The following is a 25,040-nucleotide window of genomic DNA, read 5'->3' on the forward strand; positions in this document are numbered from 1 at the left end:
TTGGCTCAAACGCCCCCTTTCTGCTAATATAGGAGAGTCAATCATAAATTTGAAGGAGATGTCCCACATGACAGAAATGAATACCCTAGAAATTATCCAGTTTATTAAAGAAAGCAAAAAGAAAACTCCGGTGAAAGTATATGTAAAAGGAAACCTTGAAGGTCTTGAGTTTGGCGAAGGCAGCCAAGCATTCATTTCAGGCGCAAGCGGCGTTGTATTCGGCGAGTGGAGCGAACTTCAACCTATTCTAGAAGCAAACAAAGATAAAGTAACAGATTTCGTTGTAGAAAATGATCGTCGCAACTCTGCGATTCCAATGCTAGATTTGAAACACATCAACGCTCGTATCGAGCCAGGCGCAGTTATTCGCGATAAAGTACATATCGGTGATAACGCGATTATCATGATGGGCGCGCTTATCAACATCGGTGCTTCCGTTGGTGATGGCACGATGATCGACATGAACGCAGTTCTTGGTGGTCGTGCACAAGTAGGTAAAATGTGTCACATCGGCGCTGGAGCAGTTGTAGCAGGCGTTATCGAGCCTCCTTCCGCACAACCATGCGTAATTGAAGATGACGTTCTTGTTGGTGCTAACGCAGTTATCCTAGAAGGCGTACGCATTGGTAAAGGATCCGTTGTTGCTGCTGGTGCCATCGTTACGCAAGATGTTGAAGAGTACACTGTTGTTGCAGGTGCACCTGCACGCGTTATCAAAAAAGTTGACGACAAAACAAAATCCAAAACCGAAATTCTAGCAGACCTACGTACCCTATAAGGTGATCTGGATCTGGAGGAAATCGTTATGCTTAGCCCTTTTGTAGAGCTGCGACGTCAGCTTCATCAAATTCCTGAACCGGGATTCCAAGAGTTCAAGACGCAGCAGCTTCTGCTGGATCAGTTGGCCAAGCTGCCGCAGGATCGTCTCACGATCCGAACGTGGCGGACAGGCATTCTGGTCTATATCAAAGGTTTGAACCCGAGCAAACGCTTCGGCTACCGTGCCGATATGGACGGACTTCCGATCACGGAAGAGACGGGGCTTCCCTTCCCTTCTCAGCATCCAGGCTATATGCATGCATGCGGGCATGATTTTCACATGTCGATTGGAATGGGCGTTGTAACTCACTTCACGGAAAATCCAATACAGGATGATCTTGTTGTGTTGTTTCAACCGGCTGAGGAAGGTCCTGGCGGTGCATTGCCGATGTTAGCTGCGGAGGAATTGCAGGATTGGATGCCAGACCAGATGGTCGCGCTCCATATTGCACCCGAGTATCCGGTCGGCACGATCGCCGTCAGACCTGAGATCTTGTTTGCCAATACGTCCGAGTTGTTCATCGATCTGCTTGGTAAAGGCGGCCATGCGGCCTACCCGCATCAAGCAAATGACATGATCATCGCAGCGACGCAAATGGTTGGTCAGCTACAGACCATCGTGTCACGGAATGTGAATCCGCTGGATTCAGCCGTCATCACGATTGGCAAAATGGAAGCTGGCACAAAGCAGAATATTATCGCGGAGAAGGCTCGCTTAGAGGGTACGATTCGCACATTATCTGCGGCTTCTATGGACAAGATCAAAGGAAGAATTGAAGCGGTTGCCGCGGGCATTGAAGCATCCTTCGAATGCCAAGTGGCGATCGATTGGGGCTCCAATTACCGTCAGGTGTACAATGATCCAGCGTTGACCGTGGAATTCATGGACTGGCTCCGTGGACGTGACAACGTTACGTTGTACGAGTGTACGGAAGCCATGACCGGCGAAGATTTTGGTTACTTCTTGGAGAAAATCCCAGGCTTCATGTTCTGGTTAGGCGTTGATACGCCGCATGGTTTGCATCATGCGAAGCTCGAGCCGAATGAGGACGCGATTGATCTCGCGATTGATACGATTACCGCTTATCTGCGATATAAGTCTAGTTAAATTGGAAACCCTCCAAAACCCACCTCGGTGGTGTTTGGAGGGTTTTTGTATGTCTATTACAGGGGCGCTCATTTGGGTGAGATAGTCGGGTTTTCCGACTATCTCATCCACCCAAGCCACTTCTTTTACCGAGATAGTCGGATTTTCCGAGTATCTCACCCGCCCAAGCCACTCCTTCTCCCGAGATAGTCGGGTTTTTCTACTATTTGATCCACCCAAGCCACTCCTTCTACTCAGATAGTCTGGTTTTCCGACTATCTGATCCACCCAAGCCACTCCTTCTACTCAGATAGCCGGGTTTTCCGACTATCTGATCCACCCAAGCTACCCCTTCTCCCGAGATACTCGGGTTTTCCGACTATCTCATCCACCCAAGCCACTCATTCTCCTGAGATAGTCGGGTTTTCCGACTATCTGCTCCACCCAAGCCACTCCCCCTCCTGAGATACTCGGGTTTTCCGACTATCTCACCCGCCCAAGCCACTCCTTCTCCCGAGATAGTCTGCTTTTCCGACTATCTCCACCACAAAAAAATAACCGTTACTGCATCCGCAGCAACGGTTATTTCCCAATCCTTTAAAGCTTGCCCACAAATCGCTCGAGTCGATCCAGCGATTCCTCCAGCACATCCTGCGCATAGGCATATGATATACGGATATAGCCTTCTCCATACGAAGTAAACGCATCTCCTGGCACGACAGCAACATGCTCTTCGTTCAACAATCGCATCGCAAACTCTTGCGAGCTCAGTCCGAATTTCGCGATCGATGGAAACAGATAGAAAGCCCCATCCGGTTTTGCGAGTTCGATACCCATGGTGAGCAAGCGATCATACACATAGTCCCTACGCGCGACATAGGCTTCTCGCATCGGCAGCGCATCGTCGATACCGACGGTCAACGCTTCCAAAGCGGCATACTGGCTCACTGAGCTTGCACACGTCACATTATATTGGTGAACCTTCACCATATGCGCTGTGAGGTAAGCAGGAGCTAATGTAAAACCCACACGCCAACCTGTCATCGCATGCGATTTGGACAATCCATTGATAACGATTGTTTTCTCACGCATTTTCCCAACAGTTGCAATGGAATGATGTTGAACCCCATAAACCAACTCACTATATATCTCGTCAGACAGCACGAACAAATCGCGATCCGCCAGCAAGTGAGCCAAATCAGCTATCTCTTGCTCTGTGAGCACTTGACCTGTAGGATTCGACGGGTAACATAAAATAACACAACGCGTCTTCTCCGTTAAGTAAGGCTCCAATAACTCCGCTGTCAACTTAAGACCATTCGGTCTCGTATCCACATAAACTGGAACGCCGCCCGCTAAGCGAATTAAAGGCTCATAGCCCGGATAAATCGGGGCTGGTATGATCACTTCTGCGCCAGGCGTCAGGATCGTACGCAGCGTGATATCTACGGCCTGACTTGCCCCTGCCGTAACGATAATCTCATCCGCCGGGCGATAATCCTGTCCATATTTAACTTTTACGAAGTTGGCAACTGCTTCACGAAGCTCGATCAACCCCGGATTCTGTGTGTACACCGTTTTGTTTTGGTCCAAAGCCCTTTGACCCGCTTCAATAATGTGCCGCGGCGTCGGAAAGTCAGGCTGACCAATCGTTAACGTTAAAGCACCAGGAATCGTGCTGACTAGATTTGAAATTTTACGAATACCGGAAATTTGGATATCTTTCACTTGCGGATTTATCAAATGCTCCAACACAGGTAGCTCTCCTCTCTCCTTGAACAAGAACTATGTTGTTCGAATCGTTTGTATGAGGTTCTCCATATCAGAAGGAATCGGCGCTTCGAATTGCATCCATTCCCCTGTACGAGGATGTTTAAAGCCCAAAATAGCAGCATGCAGCGCTTGGCCATCCATCAGCATGCCTTTACTCTTCCCGTACATCGGATCCCCAACGAGCGGATGCCCGATGAACTTCATATGCACACGAATTTGGTGTGTACGTCCTGTCTCCAGTTTCAACTCAACCAAGGTGAAATCACCGAAACGCTCCAAGACAGCAAAATGCGTCACCGCGGTTTTACTGTTTTTCTCCGTGACGGTGTACATCTTACGATCATGCGAATCCCTTCCGATCGGCGCGTCGATCGTCCCTGTATCATGTTGAATATATCCGTGCACAAGGGCAATATATTTGCGATTGACCGTGTGAGCCTTCAATTGTTCCGCAAGGCTCGCATGTGCTTTATCATTTTTGGCAGACATAATTAAGCCCGAAGTATCTTTATCAATACGGTGTACAATGCCTGGACGCAGCTCCCCATTAATGCCAGATAAGTCTTGGCAATGGTACATCAACGCATTCACTAATGTCCCTGAATAATGCCCTGGCGCTGGATGAACAACAAGTCCTCGCTGCTTATTGATCACGATGACATCGCTATCTTCATAGACAATATTCAGTGGAATATTTTCAGCAGCAAGCTCTACACCTTGTGGCTCAGGGATTTGCAACGCGATTACATCATGCAGAGACAACTTATAATTCGGTTTTACAGCTTTGCCATTCACCTGCACGTGCCCATCTTTCACCCATTGCTGGACAAGGGTTCTTGAAATATCTTCTTCCAACGCTTCTGTAATAAACTTATCAATCCGTTCGCTGGTAAACTGATCTTCAACTGTCCATTCAATCGGTTCTTGGGATGCGGAATCAAGTGAGGTCTGGTTTGTGTTCATGTGTTGCTCCTTTTTTCTCTTTTCTTGCGGCAAACAAGGATTCAATAAAGATCAGAATAACCCCAACAACAATACAAGAATCAGCAATATTGAAAATCGGGAAAATATAATCGACATCTTTGCCAAAGAAGCTGAAATCAAATGTGAATTGCAGGAAATCAACAACTTCTCCGAATAGCGCACGGTCAATGAAATTACCCAATGCCCCGCCTAATAGCAAGGTTAAAGCAAAGGTTAACAGCACTTTACCTTCGCGAATTGTACGACGCATGTACCAGAGAATCCCGGCCAGCACAGCTAATGTCACAACAATAAAAAACCAACGTTGATTTTGTAAAATACCAAAGGCAGCGCCGCGATTCCGTGAGGACGTAATCATGAAAAAATCACCAATGACAGGACGTTCCTCGCCAATCGGTATTTTTTTTACAATAATCCATTTCGTTACTTGATCCAAAATAAATGCAAGAAGTGCATAAACATAGTATTTCACATATTTCATCTAAGTGTACCTCCTACATTGTTGAAAGCTTTACATTCCTAATTTGCAAGGAATTACCTCACTAAAAAAAGCGGTCAATCGGCATGATAAACGGTATGAATGATCTGTTTGAAGGGAGCCATCGACCTATGAGCCATTTAACAGAGGAACAATTAAATTCGTTATACGTGCAGCTTTTGGAGGAAAAGGTTGCACTTGAGAAGCATTTTGCCACCAATGATCATTACGGACTTTCTTCTTCCTTCTCCGATTCCATTGGTGAACTCTCCATGTATGATAATCATCCCGGAGATATCGGGTCCGAAATTTTCGAACGAGGAAAGGATATCTCGCTTAACGAGCATGCAGAGATGCATCTGCAACAAGTTAACGAGGCCTTATCCCGTATGGAGAGCGGTGAGTATGGCATCTGTGTATTCAGCCATCAACCCATCCCATTCGAACGTCTACAAGCTATTCCAACGACGTTGTACAGCATTGAGCATGTTCCTGATCCTGATCAATCATTCCGCCGACCTGTGGAAGAGCAAGTTCTTTACCCGCCTTTCGGACGAACGAGCTTCGATGAACGAAACGACGAAACCGAATTCGATGGCGAAGATGCTTGGCAAATCGTTGAAAGCTGGGGAACCTCGAACACGCCTGCTTTCGCAGAAAGCAATCAAGTGGAGAGCTACAGCGATATGTACGTTGAAGCCGATGAACTAGAGGGATATGTAGAATCCTTCGAAAGCTTCGTTGCCACGGATCTCTATGGTGAGCATGTTACGATTGTACGCAGTAAAGCTTACAATGACTATATGCATAGTGATGAAGGTGATCCATTCCTTGAACCCGAAAGAAAAGCAGATCTTAATGACGATTAAACAGCCTCATACATTTCTATATTAGTAAAACAGGACAAACGAGCTTCGCAAATCGCGTAAGCTCGTTTGGTTCCACTACTCGTGATAATGAGCAGTTACAACATCATTACATCTGACACAGAGTGTTGGATGCTCCTTACTGTGCCCTACCTCAGGCGTTACTATCCAGCAGCGCTCACATTTCTCACCATCAGCAACCGCAATTGCGATCGCCACATCTTTGGATTGTAGCGCTCCTTCCGGTGCTGCCGTGCCTACAGGATGAAGATTAACAGCCGATACAATGAATAATTGATCCAATTGTTCGAATTGTGTCAACAAAGCAAACATCGTTTCATTTGGATATAGATTCACCGCTGCTCCTAAGGAGTTACCAATAACTTTTTCTTTACGCGCTTCTTCTAGCGCTTTGAGAACGTCATCACGCACTTCCAAGAAGGAGTTCCACTTCATTTCTAATTCCTCGTTATATACATTCGCGTCAACCTCTGGCAATTCAGCAAGCTGAACGCTGCTTAATTCAACACCTGGAATGTACTTCCAAACTTCGTCCGCCGTATGTGGCAGAATCGGGGAGATCAACTTCGTGATAGCCGTCAAAGCAGCATATAACACTGTTTGAGATGCTTTGCGCGCAGGATCCTCAGCTGCATTCGCATACAGACGATCTTTGATAATATCCAAGTAGAAGGAGCTCATCTCCACCGCACAGAAGTGATGAATTGTTTGATACACAACATGGAATTCGTAGGCTTCATAAGCCTTCACAACTTTCTCAATCATGCGATTCAAACGAATCAACGCATAACGATCTAGTTCAGATAAACTTGTAAACGCTACGCGATCTGTCTCTGGGTTGAACTGACTCAAGTTTCCTAAAAGAAAGCGCATGGTGTTACGGATTTTACGATAAACCTCCGTCGTTTGGTTCAAAATATTGTCCGAAATCCGGTGATCGGATTGATAATCCACGGAAGATACCCAAAGACGAAGAATATCCGCGCCTAATTTGCCACAAACCACGTTCGGATCAATCGTATTCCCGATCGACTTGGACATCTTGCGCCCTTCACCATCCAGCGTAAAACCATGACTGAGAATACCTTTGTACGGTGATTTCTCTCTTGTTGCCACACCCGTGATCAGTGAGGAGTTAAACCAACCACGATATTGGTCGGAGCCTTCCAGATATAGATCAGCAGGCCATTGCAGCTCTGGACGGGACTCAAGAACCGCCACATGTGAAGATCCGGAGTCAAACCATACGTCCATAATGTCCGTTTCTTTACGGAACTCTCCATGACCGCACTTCGAGCAGCTAGTGCCATGTGGAAGAAGATCCTTCTCATCCTTGATAAACCAAGCATTCGACCCCTCTTGCTCAAATAGCTCAGCAACATGCTCAATCGTTTGCTCATTCACCAGCGGCTCATTACAGCTGCGGCAATAGAAAATCGGGATTGGAACGCCCCATGCCCGTTGTCTCGAAATACACCAGTCTCCACGATCTGCGATCATGTTATGAAGGCGAACTTCGCCCCATTCTGGCGTCCATTTCACTTGCTTGATTTCATCCAGCATCTCTTGTCTGAACTTATCGATCGACGCGAACCATTGCTCCGTTGCACGATAAATAACAGGCTTCTTCGTGCGCCAATCGTGCGCGTATTGATGCTGAATGTCCGCAGCTTTTAGCAAAAGACCGGACTCTTGCAGCTTCTCGATGATCAGCTTGCCGCCTTTTTCATAGAACATGCCTTCGAATCCAGGCGCTTCAGCCGTAAAATGCCCTTGGTCGTCCACTGGACACAACACGCCAATGTTGTAGCGTTGTCCAATCGCAAAGTCATCTTCCCCGTGACCAGGAGCTGTATGAACGCAACCTGTACCTGCTTCTAACGTGACATGCTCTCCAACCATAACAAGAGATTCGCGATCATAGAACGGGTGTTGACACGTGACGTATTCCAACTCACTGCCTTTTACAGTTGAAAGTACTTCGTATTCGCTCCAGCCGATTTCTTTCGCCGCAGCAGCTAGCAAGCCTTGTGCTAACACATATTTCTTCCCATTCGCTTGAACAACAGCATATTCGAATTCAGGATGCAGGGAAATACCCAAGTTCGCAGGTAATGTCCAAGCCGTCGTTGTCCAAATAACGATGGAAGCGTCTTGTGGAAGCTTCCCTTTGCCATCTTTTACAGGGAACGCTACGTAGATGGACGTTGACGTCTTCTCTTTGTACTCGATTTCCGCTTCAGCTAGAGCGCTCTCCGAGGATGGGGACCAGTAAACGGGTTTCAATCCTTTGTAAACGAAGCCCTTCTGAACCATCGTACCGAATACACGGATTTGCTGAGCTTCATAACCAGGTTGCAGGGTGATGTATGGGTTCTTCCAATCCCCACGAATACCTAGACGTTGGAATTGGCTCTTCTGCTTCTCAACCGATTGCAGCGCATACTCTTTGCAGTATTCACGGAACTCCGGAATCGTCATTTTCTTGCGATCGACTTTCCCACTGTTCGTAATCACCTGCTCGATCGGCAGACCATGCGTATCCCAACCTGGTACGTAAGGTGCATCGAAGCCTTGTAATGTTTTGAAACGAACAATAATATCCTTCAGCACTTTATTCAGCGCATGACCGATATGAATATCTCCATTCGCATAGGGAGGCCCATCATGTAAAATGAACTTCGTTCTACCCTTACGACTCTCTTGTACTTTCGCGTAAATATCTTCTGCTTCCCAATGCTCTTGCATTTTCGGTTCCGCTTGTGGCAAATTGCCTCTCATCGGAAACTCCGTTTGTAATAGATTTAATGTTTTGCCGTAATCCATGCTTTCCACTCCACTCCTGGTTCAATCTTAAGTTGGCTAAAAACAAAAAAAGCCTCTCATCCCAGAAAGGGACGAGAAACTTAAACTCGCGGTACCACCCTCGTTAAAAAGCCTCATGAACGCACGCCAACAGACGAGCCGATCATAGCTTCTTCACTCGATCATGTGTAACGGCATGACCCGTTTCTCTCTACTAAGTTTCAAGAGACGCTCCTGGGGGATATTCGGTACGTTGCAGAGATTAGGCTCACACCACAACCCTAATTCGCTGACACTGCGCTTAACGTCCTACTCGTTCCAGTCATAGCTTTATTGCGATACTTTTAACAGGAGTATACCCAATCTGGCAGGCTTAGTCAATATGAGGTCGGCCAACCCGCATTTCTTATTCTTCGCTATTGTCAAACTGCATACTTTGCCAGCCTTCTGTGTTCAAAAGTTCAAGCTGAGCTTCAAGTAAAGTCCGAAAGCGTGTACGATAAATGGAAGCTTGCTTCTTCAACTCTTCGATTTCAAGAGCGACTTTGCGTGAACGTGTCAAGGATTCGTTAATAATCCGATCTGCATTCTTCTCTGCTTCTTTCAAAATCAACTGCGCTTCCTTCTTCGAATTACTTCTGACTTCATCCGCAGCTTCTTGGGCAACGATAATCGTTTTACTTAATGATTCTTCAATATGCGTGAAATGATCCAGACGCTCTTGCAAACCTAGCGTTTGATTCTGTAAATCCTTATTCTCACGAATAAGTGCCTCATAGTCCTTGATGACTTGATCTAAGAATTCGTTGACTTGATCTTCATCATAACCGCGAAACGAACGCGAAAACTCTTTATTATGTATATCTAACGGTGTTAATGGCATCAGTGCCCCTCCTTAGCGTTTTGCGTAGCAAAACTGACTTCGTAAGCATAAGCTAAGCCTTTCTGAAAGCTAGCCTACACCCATGTCTATACAGTTCAGTTCGACAGAAAATTAGCAATTCCTGCAAAGTTCGTGGATAAATTATCCACGATCATGCAAACTTGCCAATCTTCACACGAATTCGCCCTTTTTTCGATACGCCTTCCACTTCAAGCACTTTAAAACGCCCAAAACCTTGCATTGATATCATATCGCCTTCTTTAAGCTGCTTGCTCGGATCCTCTTCCAGCTTCCAATTCACACGGCAACGTCCTGCTTGAATAGGCTGCAGTACTTTGGCTCGGCTAAGCCGGAAAACATCACTTACGATCCCGTCCATCCGCATGGAGGCAACGGATAGATGAAGTTCTTCCAGCTGGACTTTGGCTACAGCCAACTTATCCAACGGAAGCAGCTCTGTTTGAACATGCACGCGATGAACTTGGGACAAATTCAAATGTAAATAATCGGCCGCATCCTTCGTCACTAAGCAATGGCAGCCACCCTCTATAACTTGAATATCGCCAACCTTGTCCCGCTTCATGCCGAGTCCAAGAATGGCGCCCAGGTAATCTCCGTGTTCTAAGGTAAGAAACTTGCCATCCCCTGAAGAAACGGCTAACACAGCCATCGCCATGTCTTCGTCTTCCAAGGTCCGGTAGTCTGGGGCAATCAACGCTCGCCGGCGCTCTGCCGCCTCATAGCCGCCATCTAAGCGGCAGTGTACGTCAGGGTGTCGATTCACGAGCGAGTTCAAAATAAACGCTTGTCTGGGATCCAGAAAGTCGGTTAAGGTAACCGCATGTTGCTCCGCAGCACGCTCTACCCAATCCCAAGCTCTATCGACAAAATGGTGCTCGTCTGGATGGAAATGACCATAAATTTCTTTAACCAATGTTAGAATAACCTCGCAATGTAATCAAGAACAGCATAAATCCCACTAAATACGAATCGTAATGCAATTAACGCCACAATTGGCGAGAGATCCAAAGGTCCGATGTTCGGAATAATTCTGCGGAAAGGGCTAAGATAAGGTTCAACGCATTTCCCTAGAATCCCTCCGACGAAACTATCCCGTGCATTAGGGAACCAAGATAAGATCAAATAACCGATAATCATAAAATAATAAATTTCTTGAACAATACTCAGTAAGCTGTATACGTAATCCACGTAGTCATCCACCTCTGTGTTAGGATATACGTCTATTCCTCGCCCATCATCTCGGAGATGTGGCCATGAATATCTACTGAATCTGGTGTGCAGAGAAAGATATTCGGTCCAAGCTTAGAGATAGACCCATTTAATGCATAAACCGTTCCGCTTAAGAAATCTACGATACGTATGGCTTGATCACCACGAACGCGTTGCAAATTAACGACTACGGCTCTTCGAGCACGCAAATGATCTGCGATGTCCTGTGTTTCCTCATAAGTTCGAGGCTCACTGAGCACAACGCGAGAATTTTTCTGCGAATGTATACTTACGACATTTGCCTTATTTTTATTACGTAATTCATACGGATTGGTTTCAGGTTCTTCTGTTGCTTCTACAATTCGTTCGCGTTCCACAATCTCTTCCTCTTCCTGAAGCCCCAGAAAATTCATAAATCGGTTATAGACACCCATAACGGTCCCCTCCTAACGATATTTTCATCATGCCACACTGGCATGGATTAGCTTTCTTTTCCGACCAATACAGTCCCCAGACGTACCCACGTTGCTCCTTCTTCAATCGCAACCTCAAAGTCGCCAGACATGCCCATTGAAAGCTCCTTCACTTCATAAGGGAAAAGACTACGCTCATTCAAACGATCACGCAATTCTCGCAAACCTCGAAAGACGGGTCTCGTCTCCTCTGCTTCCAATTCATATGGCGCCATAGTCATCAAACCGCACACATGGATATGTTCTAATTTACTTACTTCCTCTGCAAATACAAAGAACTCTTGGGGCGATACACCATATTTCGATTCTTCGCCAGAAATGTTCACTTGCAGGAAACAATTCACTTTAATCCCCAATGCTGCAGCCTGCTTGTCCAATTCCTTAGCTAGCGACATGCGGTCTAACGAGTGAATATAGGCAAATTTACCAATGACATCCTTCACCTTGTTTGTCTGCAGATGGCCAAGGAAATGCCACGTTCCTTGTTCGTGCAGCGCTTCCCATTTTGGCTTTACATCTTGCCAACGATTCTCACCAATATGCAGCAGACCTGTATGTAAAACTTGTTCAGTTGTTTCTAAAGAAACATATTTGGTTACCGCGATGATCTTAATTTCATTCTCTTGCCGTCCTGTCTGCCGACATACAGCTGCAATCCGTGATTCAACCTCTTGCTTACGTTCTAATACGCTCATGCTTTTCTACACCTCAATTCGGTACACCACGTTGGATCCTCTTACGTTAGACCAATCCAAGCGATCATTCGACCTGTAGAACCACTTTCTTTTCGATGTGAAAAGAAGAGATCCGTCCGACAACTCGTACATAACTGAGTTACTTCGATATGGGACGACAAAATTCCTGCTTGCTCGATCAATTTTCGATTCAATTCTTGCAAATTTAACTGATACTTATGATTACCCTTATTTGTAATAATTGCTTCTTGTTCTACTTGTGTCATTTGTATTTCTTCAAAAACTTGCCTAACTCGCGAAGCAACCGTCTCATCTACTTCATAGCAGCAAGCCCCAATAGACGGACCAATCGCTGCACGAATATCAGATGGCCGACTACCAAAAGTATGTGTCATTAAGGATATTGTAGCCATGGAAATGTTTAACACAGTCCCCTTCCAACCCGCATGAGCAAGCCCCACCACTCGTTGAACAGGATCGTAAAAGTATAAAGGAACACAATCAGCGAATTGCGCGCAAAGAACAATGCCCGACTCCTTCGTAATGAATCCATCCGTAGCTTGCAAAGCAGTTTCGCGGCTCGTTCGCCCCATGCCTTGCTCATTCAGACTGACAATTGCGATCTCTTTCCCATGTACTTGCTCCGCATAGGTAAATGCATCAAATGGCTGACCTAGGACGTCAGCAATGCGCTCTCGATTGCGAACGACATCACTGGGTCTATCATTCACGTGAAGGCCACAATTCAACGATGTAAATGGTGCTTCACTAACACCGCCTAAGCGTGTTGTAAAGCCCGCTGTTATTTCTGGAAATGCTGACATCCAATTCGCTATAGTCAAAAGGACCGGCTGATCCTCATTCGTTTTCTGCGCTTGCACCACAAATGGTTCCATGCCCATCGCTCCCATCCCAAATCTCGTTTCTTTTCATTACTTTATCACATTTACAAAATAAACCGCTACGTTGAGCTCACAATAAAAAGACGCACGCTGGATAGATCTGCTGTATCAAACTGAGCAGTTCCACCATGTGCGCCTTCCGTCAATTCCGAAATTGACGATTAAACTCGTATACCCCTTCGGTGTCATCCGTTTGCCGATACGGCCTAACGTCTTCTAACTTCACGAGCACAACATCAGCACCAATCTTCACGATATGCTTCCAAGGAATAATGACATCTGTCCCTGAACCGAACAGTCCAAAAAACCGGCTCTGATTCGGCACAACGATGGACTCAATTCGCCCTTGACGCAGATCAAGCTCCAAATCACTGATTTGTCCAAGCTTTTTTCCGTCCACAATATTAATTACGTCCTTCGTCTGGAAATCAGATATTTTCATGAGGCCTATCACCACGTATCTCATTAGAATTTGAACTGATTTTTCTACTAGTATATGTGTACAATGGGCAAAATGTCCTGTCCACATAAAATAAACGAAAAAGCCGTCCTATGCGGACGGCAGCGTTTCTAGCGTTCTATTTCTTCGTTAAACGAGAAAAAAGACCTTCACGGCTTGTCTACCAAGGCCGTTCCAGTCTTTGTTGATTGCTTTTAGGATTTCACGTGTTTTTGCATTTGACAAATGGCTGATTTCTCCAGCCTGGATACTTGCGCTTGCGAGATACCAATTTCATCGGCTACTTCCATCTGGGTTTTACCTTCAAAGAAGCGCATAGATAAGATCATCTTCTCCCGTGCATTTAGCTTGTGCATCGCTTCGCGCAACGCAATTCCTTCGATCCAGGACATGTCCTTATTACGCTCATCACTTATTTGATCCATCACATAGATGGGATCTCCCCCATCATGATAAATCGGTTCAAATAAGGAAACTGGATCTTGAATGGCATCCAGTGCGAAGACTACATCTTCTTTCGGGACATTCAAAGCTTCAGAGATTTCATAGATCGATGGCTCACGTGAATTTTGATTCGTCAGGCTGTCTCTAACTTGTAAAGCTTTGTAAGCAATATCTCTCAAGGAACGAGAAACGCGAATCGGGTTATTGTCTCGTAAGTAGCGGCGTATCTCACCTATAATCATCGGCACAGCATAGGTCGAGAATTTAACATTTTGACTCAAATCAAAGTTATCGATGGCTTTCATCAAACCAATACAGCCTACTTGGAAGAGATCGTCCACATACTCTCCACGATTGTTGAACCGTTGAATCACACTCAGAACCAACCTCAAGTTGCCATTGACCAATTTCTCTCTTGCAGTTCTTTCCTGTTTAGTTTGCAAGTCAGTGAACAACTCACGCATTTCTGCATTGGTCAGAACAGGCAGTTTGGCGGTATCAACTCCACATATCTCAACTTTATTTCGGGTCACCGTGATTACCTCCCAAGGAGAAACATTACTGTTAATTATCCCCGTGAGCGGTCGATTTATTCCTGTCCAATCCCCCGTCCAGCCACTTGACAAAAGGGTAGTAACTCGCTCCCTCCCGTGTCTGCTGAACAATTTCGACATTACCTGCCAAAAAAAACTTTTAAACCATCTTGTTAAATTCTTTACGGAGCCTTTTTATGATCCGCTTTTCCAATCGCGAGATATAGGATTGCGAAATCCCAAGTAAATCAGCTACGTCTTTTTGTGTTTTTTCTTCACCATCTTGCAAGCCGAAACGAAGCTCCATGATGATCCGCTCACGTTCGCTCAGTTTATCCAATGCTTTGTGCAAAAGCTTTCTGTCTACTTGCTCTTCGATATTCCGATAAATCGTATCATTTTCCGTTCCAAGCACATCAGATAGTAGCAGTTCATTGCCATCCCAATCAATATTGAGCGGCTCATCAAAAGATACTTCCGTACGAATTTTACTATTTCTGCGTAAATACATTAGGATTTCATTTTCAATACAGCGGGATGCATACGTTGCGAGCTTAATCTTTTTCTCTGGATCAAACGTATTCACCGCTTTTATTAAACCGATAGCTCCGATGGAGACCAAATCTTCAATGTTAATGCCCGTATTTTCAAACTTTCGCGCTATATAGACAACCAACCTCAGGTTTCGTTCAATGAGCATGGCTCTAATGGCCGCATCCCCAGATGGTAATTTTTCCAATAAGTATTCTTCTTCTTCACGCGTAAGAGGTGGAGGTAACGCTTCGCTACCGCCTATGTAATAGATTTCCTCGCCTTTGAGACCTAGAAACATCAAAATTCGATAATACGCTAGTTGAAAGAGCAGTTTCCACTTCAAGAACATGTTAGTTTCCTCCTAAGAGTTTTGCTGTGGCAAAACTTTCTTCGTAAGCATAACGTGAGTTTTGCCTTGGCAAAACTTTCATCCTAAGCATAAGCTGCAGCATTTTCATAACGAAAACACACTTCGAACAATGTACTTTATTTGCTGCCAACGACTCTTTTAACTGCGTTATTTCGTATGTCTAGTTTGAAAGCGTTATCCCGCTGAAATCAAGGCAGGATGAATAATCGCTTGGTAGGAGCCGTCGCTACACAGCTTACCTCCGTCCAGACCAATAAGTACCTTGGTGGCTTCCATCTGTGAATCATTATGGGTGATCACCACCTTATCCGGTTTAATCGCCAACATAAACTGCGTATTCCGATTGACTCCACGGTATGGCACAAGACGTAAACGGTCCTGCCAAATAAAATCTTCCACACCTATGCCGCTAATAATTTGATCAACATCCGCTGATCGAATCCGTTGCAGCCAGGCTAGGGGCAGTACATCCCCCCACTCGGAGACTTCCATAACCATGACGGGAGTACGTGTTAATGGGTCATACAGTTGATTACCTGTATCAATCAATCCTTTGCACGTAGCGATGAAATCCCCTACATAAATCGTGACCTCTGCCAAATATGTCGTCATAACCTCACGCTGTTTCGTGCTTTGGAACACGGTTCGAAACCACCAGATGAGCGGAACGAGAAGAATTAGCACAAAGAGAATGCTGCCTATTTGAAATTCAAATACCGGCACCCCGGATTGTGTGAACATGATGCCTTTCATGACATCTGAGGAAGAGGCGAGCACATAATGGATGCCGAACAGCCCTCCGGCTACCGCAAAATTAATGAGAAGGAATGTCCCCATGTTGCGTAATAAATTTTGTAGGGATCCATAACCAAAAGCGGTCATAATCATACCTGTACAAAACATACATTTCACAGAAAATGTAAATAGCAAGGTAGGAACTGGTAAAAACATCATAACGACATAAGTAGCTCCTAAACCTGCTGAGAGTGCGATTCTCCACCATTTGAACGCTATTTTCCGCGTTTTAGCCGTAACCACAAGCAAGGCCGCATCCACCAGAAAGTTCAGCAGGAAAATGAGATCCGCGTAGACGACCACTCCATGCCCCACCTCCAGAAAGACACTTTCTAGCAATTTCTTGACGAAACTTTCTGCTTCTAAATCAGTATAGGGGATTCCAACATCAAAGTCTGTCTAAACTTGCTAGTAGGAACCTACTTTTTTTGTCAGTTAACGCGGGCTCGTCTGCGTAAAATAAAAAGCAGCACCACCTCGAGCCACAGCTGCTTTTATCAAGATATTTAGCCAAATGAACGTATGAAACATCCTGCTCCTAAATTTTCAGAAATCCTTGTAGAACAACAAAAAACCGAAGCATCTACATAAAGTAGGGCTTCGGTCTCTAGACAGTTATTGTGTAATTATTTGTCAGTATTCCGTCCGCGGTTACGCAAGAAAGTCGGAATATCTAATTGATCGTTTGAAGGTTGAGCCCCAAAAGGTTTGAGATTATTCAACCGATTGTCAGGAGCAGTTGGCTCAGGCTGAGAAGATGTAATTGGACGTTTGATCGATTGGTGAATTGGCGCAGCTTTATGTTCGAAACCCGTTGCGATTACCGTAACTAGAATTTCATCTTTCAGCTTCTCGTCAATAACAGCACCGAAGATCATATTAACCTCGATATCTGAAGCGGAAGCAACGATATCAGCAGCTTCATTCACTTCGTACAAGCTAAGGTTCATACCGCCTGTGATGTTCATCAGAACACCGCGTGCGCCTTCGATCGATGTCTCCAGCAATGGACTCGAGATCGCTTTCTTCGCTGCTTCAGCGGCACGATTCTCACCCGTCGCAACACCGATCCCCATCAGGGCTGATCCGCGCTCGGTCATAATCGTTTTCACATCGGCAAAGTCCAAATTAATCAGTCCAGGTACTGCGATTAGATCGGAAATCCCTTGTACACCTTGACGAAGGACATTATCCGCTTCACGGAATGCTTCAAGCATCGGTGTCTTTTTGTCAACAATCTCAAGTAGACGATCATTCGGGATGATAATAAGTGTATCCACTTTCTCTTTCAATGCGGCAATCCCTTGCTCAGCTTGTAACGAACGCTTGCGTCCTTCAAAAGTGAACGGGCGAGTTACAACACCAACAGTTAATGCGCCTACTTCTTTGGCAATTTCAGCAATAACTGGAGCAGCACCTGTTCCAGTTCCGCCTCCCATACCTGCTGTTACGAATACCATATCAGCGCCGCGAAGCGTATTCAGAATCGTCTCCCTTGACTCTTCTGCCGCTTTCTTCCCGACTTCAGGATTTGCTCCTGCGCCAAGACCTCGCGTTAATTTATCACCAATTTGCAATTTATGTACGGATTTGGCTAAGTGAAGTGCTTGCGCATCCGTATTAACAGTGATAAATTCAACACCTTTAACACCGTTTTCAATCATTCGATTAACGGCATTACTACCGCCGCCACCTACACCAATGACTTTAATTTGCGCTAACTGATCTAAATCCATATCAAATTCAAACATATGAGCCATATCCCCCTAACTTAACGTTCACTAAATAAATTCACTGAAGAAATTTTTAACTCTTTCCGCCCAACCTGGCTTTTGACTATCGGAGGATTTTTTGGTAGTCTTGGCAACCAGTTTTTTGGCGAAGCCTGTATTACGGTTCTTCATGTATTTGGAAACGAATTGAATAATGCCAACACCGCTAGTGTAGGATGGATCACGAACACCGATGAAGTCAGGCACTGCAATACGAACAGACGTAGCCAGTTCATTTTGCGCAATTGCGAGCATGCCAGGCATACAAACAGTCCCACCTGTGAGCACATAACCGCCAGCGATATTCCCATAGCCTAATCGATGAACTTCAGCACGAATTAATTGGAAAATTTCTTCGACGCGAGGCTCAATAATATTCGCTAGATCTACTTGCGAGAACTCTTTCTCGACATTGCTACCCATTCTCGTTACTTTAAACACTTGATCTGGAGCTGAATCTTCCACGGAGGCACAGCCATATTTCAGCTTAATCTTCTCCGCGATTTCCAATTGTGTATGTAATCCAATGGAAATATCATTGCTGATAAATTCGCCACCGATTTGAATCGTAGAGGTTGCAACCAAATTACCCTCATCAAACACAGCAATCGTCGTTGCACCGGCACCAATATCAACTAACACAGTACCTACAGATTTCTCATCTTTGGAAAGCGCCAACTGCCCAGATGCAAGTGACATCAAAATAAGACCTGCAACCTTCAGTTCGGATTTTTCCACAACACGGATTAAATTATGTATGCCTGTTTTCGCTCCAGTAATGATCGTTGCTTCAACTTCCAATCGAACCCCGATCATACCGCGTGGATCATTAATACCTTCTTGTCCATCCACTAAATATTGTTTTGGTACAACTCCAATTATTTCACGTTCGGGAGGTAATGCGATGACTCGTGCCGCTTGAATTACGCGATCAATATCTTCTTCTCCAATTTCCCGGTCTTCGTTCGATACAGCAACGACACCATGACTGGATTGAAGAGAAATATGATTTCCTGAAATTCCAACATAAACCTCGGAAATTTGTATACCGACCATTCGTTCAGCATGATCAATAGCACTGCGAATCGAATGCACAGTCTGATCAATATCAACGATTGCGCCTTTACGAATACCCTCTGACTCGGCAGATCCCACTCCTATTATATTAATGGTTCCGTTAACAACTTCCCCAATAATAGCTCGAACTTTGGATGTACCGATGTCTAAACTAACAATGATATCATTGTTGCTCAAGCCCCTGGCACCTCCTGTAATTAGGTAAAATTGCAAAATCTACATAAATACTCCTATACGTATTCCACACAACCGCCATATTCCCTCTTTTTTCAACATTTTTTTTGCAGTTAAAAAACAGTTTCAACATCTAAACTTATTGGTTGTGAAATGCAATCGTTCTTGTCTAGTAAATAGAAGAAAAAATAGTATGAACAGATAGATCCTATTTAACCATAAAACTAATTTTAACATTTTTTTAAGAGATTGAGTAGTCTTTGCCACGTTTTTTTGTCAGCAACCCCGCGCCGTTACTATTACTATGGCTTCGGTGTCGGTTTTGGCGTACTCTTCGGATCTGTTTTGGATTCTCCACTCGCAGCAAATGGTGTGTGATATTCAGCTTCGAGCATCGTGATCACACCATTGGTAATATGATTTTCTTGTAAACCAGCAACATAGCCTGGTAAATTATCGATTTTATCAGGAAGATAGGCAATAGTCGTGTGAACTTCGAATTGAGAACGGGTGTAGATCTTAATTTTATCTGGATAGGATTCGGATGGATCCGGTTTGATTTCAGATACATCGGATAATGCACTTTTGGGAATATCGCTGAGCACTTTGCACAGCGCTGCTTTATTAGGGTCTTGATCTGACCATCCGGTCAGAATCGGTAAATCAAGCGGGATGGCACTTCCAGGAGGCAGAGGAATGACACCGCCATCAGCAAGTACAGCTTGCTTTTTGCCATCAGGATCAATCTGAAAAGCTACCTTTGGGTATTCTTCCACCGTGATATGAATCACACCGGGAAAAGACTTGTTCACTTCCGCGCTCTTAATCATGGGAAGCTTCGCAATTCGCGCCTGAATGGTGGATGAACTTACTGAGAAATAGCGGTCGCCAACAGCGATCAAGCTAGCTTGTCCAATGACTTCCGAGCTTAATAGTTCGTTTCCCTCTACCTCAATGTGGCTAATACGACTAAGGGATGACTGAAAAAATAAAATGATGAGAACTGTTATAAAAAAAATGAACAAAAAAGCAAGCAGTTTCCGATTCGTACGCGCACGTGGTTTAGGAACAGGCAGCGCAGGTACTTTGTTATCTTCGGACAAGAGGGGCACCACCTATTGATTGATGACTTTCACATAAACGACTACGTCGTCTCCTGAGACGGTTACGTTTAACTTGAAATAAGCTTATTAACGAGTGAATGAAATAATTTCCAATTCCTATGCTTATGAAAACCGTGAATCCCCTCCTGCTTGCAGGAAGGGATACGCGATTGTCACGTAAAACTTTACTCACTAGGAACCGGAGCTTGACGAAGCACGGAGGCTCCTAACCTGACTAGCATATGTTCTATTCTATCATAGCCTCTATCAATGTGATGAATTTGCTCAACGATCGTCGTGCCATGCGCAGCTAGACCGGCGATTACCAGAGCAGCACCAGCCCGTAAATCCGTTGCCTCAACCGTAGCTCCATAGAGCCTAGGAACCCCACGGATAAAGGCCGAACTCATATCCACACGTATATCCGCTCCCATACGAGAGAGTTCATCCACGTGCTTAAATCTACCTTCAAATATCGTTTCTTTCATCACACTTAAGCCATCTGCTAGAGATAAAAGCACCATGACTTGTGACTGCAGATCCGTTGGGAAAGATGGATGCGGCGAAGTCACAATACGCTCCACTGCCTTGGGTCTTGTCGGGCAGCTTACATGTATTATATCACCGTCCGTGATGATTTGAACACCTGCACGCTTAAGCACATGGATCACCGAGGTCAAATGAGCAGGATTCACGCGTTCCAACGTAATATTCCCTTTGGTTGCGGCAGCTGCCACTAGAAATGTACCTGCCACAATACGATCAGGAATAATGCGATATGTGCAAGGATTAAGTGTCTGCACGCCACGAATTGTGATGGTATCTGTTCCTGCTCCGATAATGTCAGCACCCATAGCGTTCAAGAAGTTTTGTAAATCCTGAATCTCGGGTTCACGGGCTGCATTATAAATCGTTGTGGTGCCCTCCGCTTTCACTGCGGCCATCATAATGTTCTCGGTCGCACCGACACTTGGAAAGTCCAGGAAGATTTCATTGCCTTGCAGTGCGCTTGCGGTACAAACAATACGATTTGCGAATTCTTCAATTTCAGCTCCAAGAGATTGCAGCCCTTTCAGGTGCAGATCGATTTTACGTTCACCGATCGCGCAGCCGCCAGGCTGATACATGGTAACAGTGCCGAATCTGGCAAGTAGTGGACCCATAAGAAAGATGGAAGAACGCATCTGACCCATCAATTCTTCGGGGATGTGGGAGGAATGAACGGTGGTTGTTGTAATGGTTACCGTGTCTCCTTGCTGCTCGGCTCGACAACCCAGCGTACGCAAAATGCGCAGCATCGTGTCGATATCGAGCAGATTAGGAACATTGTGTAAGGTATGCGTGCCGCTAGCGAGTAGGCAGGCAGCTAAAATTGGTAATGCGGCGTTTTTCGCGCCGTGTATCTGGATGGCTCCCGTAAGAGGTCTTCCACCTTCGATAACGAGCTTCTCCAAAATTCCACCTCCGATTTACCTCTCACCCATGACCAGAACCTCAGGTACTAGCTTAATCCCGTACACTTGCTCTACGATCTGCTGTACTTCGCTAATCAGGGTAAGAACGTCCTCGGCTGTAGCTTCTCCAGTATTAACAATGAAATTGGCGTGAAGCATCGAGATTTCAGCTCCACCGACACGTTTGCCTTTCAGGCCTGCTTCTTCGATAAGCTTAGCTGCGAATCCCCCTTCGGGGTTGCGGAATACACTCCCTGCACAAGCTAATTGAAGCGGTTGTGTGCGAAGACGACGATCTCGGTAAGCCGCCATGGCCCCTGCGATTTCGTTACGGTCTCCAGCCTGTAATTCAAAGACAGCCTCTGTTACAATGCCAGGCAACGTATGCAAAATAGAATGCCGATAAGCATATTTCAAATCATCTGCCTGCATGACGACCAATTCCCCTGTATCCAGGATGACTTCAGCCTGCTTGAGTATGCGTGACACATCGGACCCATGGGCCCCTGCATTCATGTAGACGGCGCCTCCCACAGAACCGGGAATGCCAGAAGCAAACTCCAGTCCAGTTAGACCTTCTCTGGCCGCGAGTACGGACAATTTAATGAACGAATAGGAACCGCCAGCAACAACCATCGCCCCTTCGAAGCGAAGCGTATCTAACGCCGAACCTAGTTTAATGACGACGCCTCGAATTCCTTTATCCCGGATTAGCAAGTTGGAGCCTCGACCGATGATGGTCCAAGGGATGCCACGTTGATAGAGAAACTGGATGGCCTCAGTAACCTGCTCTTTGGACCCAGGAATAATCAAACAATCAGCCGGACCGCCGATTTTCCAAGTGGTATATGGAGCAAGTCGTTCATTCGTTCTTATCTCGCCAATATTTGATGCCTGTAAGTCGGCTATTAACTTCTGCATGGGAAAACCTCCTTCACAGAACGTAGGGCAAAATGTAAGGACTAACTGATGGAAGTACCAAACATTTCATGCCTAAGCGCCTTGTCGAAGTTGGCCGGTCTTCGAAGCATGGTGACTTAGGAAGCTCTAGGTGTCTGTCACGGTTATAGTGTAGTTTATGTAAAATCGGATAGAGTGTGACAATCGCCTATACGCTTTAACAAAATCAAAACGAAGCGCTATGCGTTTCAATCAACTTAACAATGGTTGCAACTGCATCTCTCTCATTGCGCAATTGCATGGCAGCCTTATATGTCTCACGGTTCTTATACAGTGCCTCAACGCGTTCAGCAAGGCCATCTACCGTGAGTTCTTCTTCTTGAATCACGTCCGCGTAACCCGCATTCTGAAACGAGGCCGCATTCAGAATCTGGTCTCCGCGACTCGCAAGACGGGAAAGCGGGATAAGCAGCATCGGCTTCTCTAAGCCCAAAAATTCAAAAATAGACGTAGCTCCCGCACGGGAAATAACAAGATCAGTCATTGCCAGCACATCGGGAAGCTCCTCATTTAAATATTCGAATTGCTTGTAGCCACGCGTCGTAACGTGCTCTTCAGCAACATTGCCTTTGCCGCAAAGGTGCACAATCTGAAATTGTGTCAGCAAACGCCCCAAATTGGCACGTACTGCCTGATTGAGTACTTGCGAACCCAAACTTCCACCCATGATCAAAATAACGGGTTTCTGTGAATGGAAATCGCATAATTGCAGAGCACGGGAAGCCTTACCGGCATTCATATTTTCACGGATCGGCAGTCCAGTAAGCACAGACTTACCACCTTTGATATGCGAAAGGGATTCAGGAAACGTTACACAGACTTTCGTTGCGAAAGGAATTGAAATTTTATTAGCTAAGCCTGGCGTCATATCAGATTCATGAATAATTACAGGAATATTGTTCATTCGACTTCCTAGAACGACTGGAACGGAAACGAACCCGCCTTTCGAAAAGACAATGGCGGGCTTCAAACGTTTAAGTAATCGGTAAGATTCATAAACACCTTTCATGACTCTGAACGGATCTTTTATATTTTTGACATCAAAATAACGACGCAGTTTCCCTGATGAGATTGGGTAGAAAGGAACCCCTTCTCTTTCGATAATGTCTTTTTCAATGCCCGTAGCCGAACCTATGTATTTGATTTCCCAACCCATCTGCTTCAGCTTATGCATCAGCGCCAGATTAGGCGTAACGTGGCCTGCAGAGCCACCTCCGGTAAAAACGATCGTTTTCATTCCCCTGTCACCTCGAATAGCGGGATATATTAAGCAGGATGCCAACAGATGTCAGCATGAGCGTCAACGAGGAGCCCCCTGCACTTATGAATGGCAGCGTAATACCAGTTACCGGGAACATCCCAATAACAACGCCAATATTAATAATAACTTGAACCGCAATCATGCCGATAATGCCGACTGCAATTAAACTAGCAAACGTATCTGGTGCCGTAATCGCTGCGCGCATACCTCGCCATACTAGAATCGTGAACAACAGCAGTACCAACGTGCCGCCAATAAAGCCAAGTTCTTCAGCGATAATGGAAAAAATAAAATCCGTCTGCGGCTCTGGTAAGTAGCTGTACTTTTGCCGACTCATGCCTAAACCAAGTCCTACTAGCCCGCCAGGACCAATAGCATAGAGAGATTGAATAGATTGATAACCTGCGCCCAGTGGATCCTGCCACGGATCTAGAAATGCGGTAATCCGCTGCAAACGATAAGGTGCAGCAATAACCAGACCCACAAAACCAGCAATCCCTATCATACCTAGATATGACAGATGAAGCAATCTCGCACCGGATGTGTAGATAATTAATAGCGAAGCGCCAACAAGGACGACACCCGTTCCTAAGTCCGGTTGCAGCATGATGAGGCCGAAGGCCAATCCCATAATCCCCAGCGGCGGTAATAAACCTTTGGTAAAAAAGGTGATCTTCGATTGATTTTCAGATAGCAGCTTCGCAAGAAAGAGAATCATCCCAATCTTCATAAACTCAGAGGGTTGAATCCCAAAAGCGCCGATCCCTAACCAGCTTCGAGCACCGCCGCGAACGACGCCAATCCCTGGGATCAACACGATGACGAGCATCCCGAAACAGACGAAGAGCGCAATTTTGCCAAACCGTTTCCATACCAAATAGTCGACGTTCATCGTGAAAAACATCGCGATCACACCAAGCACCGCGAAAATCAGCTGTCTTTTCAAATAATAGAACGAGTCGCCAAATTCCCGAAATGCAAGAACACTACTAGCGCTGTAGACCATAATAACGCCGATTGTCAAAAGCAGCAAGGTCGGAATAATAATCCAAATGTCAGGAGCGGAGCGTGCTTTACCCATTACAGA

At 45.5% G+C, this 25,040-nt stretch carries 24 protein-coding genes and 1 other annotated feature; of the genes, 3 read left to right on the forward strand and 21 right to left on the reverse strand.

Annotated elements, in window-relative coordinates; translation table 11 throughout:
* Window positions 1-67 precede the first annotated feature (67 nt).
* Together dapD and A8709_RS00905 are read left to right on the forward strand one after the other, a co-directional pair.
* The gene (gene dapD, locus A8709_RS00900) at window positions 68-778 is read left to right on the forward strand and encodes a 2,3,4,5-tetrahydropyridine-2,6-dicarboxylate N-acetyltransferase (protein WP_065850332.1); all 711 of its coding nucleotides are present in this window, start codon (window positions 68-70) and stop codon (window positions 776-778) included.
* 27 nt (window positions 779-805) lie between these two features.
* The gene (locus A8709_RS00905) at window positions 806-1,927 is read left to right on the forward strand and encodes an N-acetyldiaminopimelate deacetylase (protein WP_065850333.1); all 1,122 of its coding nucleotides are present in this window, start codon (window positions 806-808) and stop codon (window positions 1,925-1,927) included.
* Between the two features lie 576 nt (window positions 1,928-2,503).
* Here A8709_RS00905 and A8709_RS00910 read toward each other — a convergent pair.
* The 3 genes from A8709_RS00910 to lspA are packed head-to-tail and all read right to left on the reverse strand — an operon-like array spanning window position 2,504 to window position 5,135.
* Window positions 2,504-3,658, reverse strand: coding sequence for an aminotransferase A (locus A8709_RS00910; RefSeq protein WP_065850468.1), 1,155 nt, complete (start codon window positions 3,656-3,658; stop codon window positions 2,504-2,506).
* A 33-nt stretch (window positions 3,659-3,691) separates the two neighbouring features.
* Window positions 3,692-4,642, reverse strand: coding sequence for an RluA family pseudouridine synthase (locus tag A8709_RS00915; protein ID WP_065850334.1), 951 nt, complete (start codon window positions 4,640-4,642; stop codon window positions 3,692-3,694).
* A complete protein-coding gene (gene lspA, locus A8709_RS00920) occupies window positions 4,617-5,135 on the reverse strand; it encodes a signal peptidase II (protein WP_065850469.1) in 519 nt (172 codons plus the stop codon). Before lspA ends, A8709_RS00915 begins: the two co-directional genes overlap by 26 nt.
* A 137-nt stretch (window positions 5,136-5,272) precedes the next feature.
* Here lspA and A8709_RS00925 point away from each other — a divergent pair, with 137 nt between their 5' ends.
* Window positions 5,273-6,010, forward strand: a complete 738-nt coding sequence (locus A8709_RS00925) for a TraR/DksA C4-type zinc finger protein (protein WP_065850335.1) — start codon at window positions 5,273-5,275, stop codon at window positions 6,008-6,010.
* A 75-nt stretch (window positions 6,011-6,085) separates the two neighbouring features.
* Here the strand turns inward: A8709_RS00925 and ileS are convergent, their stop codons facing one another.
* From ileS to spoVE, 18 genes are all read right to left on the reverse strand, one after another.
* Window positions 6,086-8,854: an isoleucine--tRNA ligase gene (gene ileS, locus A8709_RS00930; RefSeq protein WP_065850336.1), complete on the reverse strand. Its 2,769-nt coding sequence runs from the start codon at window positions 8,852-8,854 to the stop codon at window positions 6,086-6,088.
* Between the two features lie 64 nt (window positions 8,855-8,918).
* Window positions 8,919-9,168, reverse strand: a binding site (T-box leader).
* Window positions 9,169-9,239: 71 nt separating this feature from the next.
* Window positions 9,240-9,716 (reverse strand): DivIVA domain-containing protein, encoded by a 477-nt coding sequence (locus tag A8709_RS00935; protein ID WP_065850337.1) that lies wholly within the window; start codon window positions 9,714-9,716, stop codon window positions 9,240-9,242.
* A 151-nt stretch (window positions 9,717-9,867) separates the two neighbouring features.
* Window positions 9,868-10,650, reverse strand: coding sequence for a YlmH family RNA-binding protein (locus A8709_RS00940; protein WP_065850338.1), 783 nt, complete (start codon window positions 10,648-10,650; stop codon window positions 9,868-9,870).
* A 2-nt stretch (window positions 10,651-10,652) separates the two neighbouring features.
* A complete protein-coding gene (locus A8709_RS00945; RefSeq protein ID WP_141692377.1) occupies window positions 10,653-10,925 on the reverse strand; it encodes a YggT family protein in 273 nt (90 codons plus the stop codon).
* Between the two features lie 32 nt (window positions 10,926-10,957).
* Window positions 10,958-11,380 carry a cell division protein SepF gene (locus A8709_RS00950; RefSeq protein ID WP_056612633.1) on the reverse strand — a complete coding sequence of 141 codons (423 nt, stop codon included), beginning with the start codon at window positions 11,378-11,380 and terminating at the stop codon, window positions 10,958-10,960.
* Window positions 11,381-11,427: 47 nt separating this feature from the next.
* Entirely contained in the window at window positions 11,428-12,114 is a 687-nt protein-coding gene (locus tag A8709_RS00955) for a YggS family pyridoxal phosphate-dependent enzyme (RefSeq protein WP_065850339.1), read from the reverse strand.
* Between the two features lie 41 nt (window positions 12,115-12,155).
* Entirely contained in the window at window positions 12,156-13,010 is an 855-nt protein-coding gene (gene pgeF / locus A8709_RS00960) for a peptidoglycan editing factor PgeF (protein WP_065850471.1), read from the reverse strand.
* Between the two features lie 148 nt (window positions 13,011-13,158).
* A complete protein-coding gene (locus A8709_RS00965; protein ID WP_065850340.1) occupies window positions 13,159-13,458 on the reverse strand; it encodes a YlmC/YmxH family sporulation protein in 300 nt (99 codons plus the stop codon).
* A 212-nt stretch (window positions 13,459-13,670) separates the two neighbouring features.
* Window positions 13,671-14,453: an RNA polymerase sporulation sigma factor SigG gene (gene sigG, locus A8709_RS00970; protein WP_056612640.1), complete on the reverse strand. Its 783-nt coding sequence runs from the start codon at window positions 14,451-14,453 to the stop codon at window positions 13,671-13,673.
* A gap of 160 nt (window positions 14,454-14,613) precedes the next feature.
* Window positions 14,614-15,336 carry an RNA polymerase sporulation sigma factor SigE gene (gene sigE / locus A8709_RS00975; RefSeq protein WP_065850341.1) on the reverse strand — a complete coding sequence of 241 codons (723 nt, stop codon included), beginning with the start codon at window positions 15,334-15,336 and terminating at the stop codon, window positions 14,614-14,616.
* A gap of 195 nt (window positions 15,337-15,531) precedes the next feature.
* Window positions 15,532-16,455: a sigma-E processing peptidase SpoIIGA gene (gene spoIIGA, locus A8709_RS00980; RefSeq protein WP_065850342.1), complete on the reverse strand. Its 924-nt coding sequence runs from the start codon at window positions 16,453-16,455 to the stop codon at window positions 15,532-15,534.
* Between the two features lie 323 nt (window positions 16,456-16,778).
* Window positions 16,779-17,903, reverse strand: coding sequence for a cell division protein FtsZ (ftsZ, locus tag A8709_RS00985; protein WP_065850343.1), 1,125 nt, complete (start codon window positions 17,901-17,903; stop codon window positions 16,779-16,781).
* Between the two features lie 30 nt (window positions 17,904-17,933).
* Window positions 17,934-19,178, reverse strand: coding sequence for a cell division protein FtsA (ftsA, locus tag A8709_RS00990; RefSeq protein ID WP_065850344.1), 1,245 nt, complete (start codon window positions 19,176-19,178; stop codon window positions 17,934-17,936).
* A gap of 299 nt (window positions 19,179-19,477) precedes the next feature.
* Window positions 19,478-20,278, reverse strand: a complete 801-nt coding sequence (locus tag A8709_RS00995; protein WP_065850345.1) for a cell division protein FtsQ/DivIB — start codon at window positions 20,276-20,278, stop codon at window positions 19,478-19,480.
* 185 nt (window positions 20,279-20,463) lie between these two features.
* Window positions 20,464-21,732 carry a UDP-N-acetylglucosamine 1-carboxyvinyltransferase gene (gene murA, locus A8709_RS01000; RefSeq protein WP_065850346.1) on the reverse strand — a complete coding sequence of 423 codons (1,269 nt, stop codon included), beginning with the start codon at window positions 21,730-21,732 and terminating at the stop codon, window positions 20,464-20,466.
* Between the two features lie 15 nt (window positions 21,733-21,747).
* The gene (murB, locus tag A8709_RS01005; RefSeq protein WP_065850347.1) at window positions 21,748-22,653 is read right to left on the reverse strand and encodes a UDP-N-acetylmuramate dehydrogenase; all 906 of its coding nucleotides are present in this window, start codon (window positions 22,651-22,653) and stop codon (window positions 21,748-21,750) included.
* A gap of 205 nt (window positions 22,654-22,858) precedes the next feature.
* Window positions 22,859-23,929 (reverse strand): undecaprenyldiphospho-muramoylpentapeptide beta-N-acetylglucosaminyltransferase, encoded by a 1,071-nt coding sequence (locus A8709_RS01010; protein WP_065850348.1) that lies wholly within the window; start codon window positions 23,927-23,929, stop codon window positions 22,859-22,861.
* Window positions 23,930-23,936: 7 nt separating this feature from the next.
* A complete protein-coding gene (spoVE, locus tag A8709_RS01015) occupies window positions 23,937-25,034 on the reverse strand; it encodes a stage V sporulation protein E (RefSeq protein ID WP_065850349.1) in 1,098 nt (365 codons plus the stop codon).
* Window positions 25,035-25,040: the final 6 nt, after the last annotated feature.

It is taken from the genome of Paenibacillus pectinilyticus (genome assembly GCF_001700435.1).
Taxonomy (GTDB): domain Bacteria; phylum Bacillota; class Bacilli; order Paenibacillales; family NBRC-103111; genus Paenibacillus_E; species Paenibacillus_E pectinilyticus.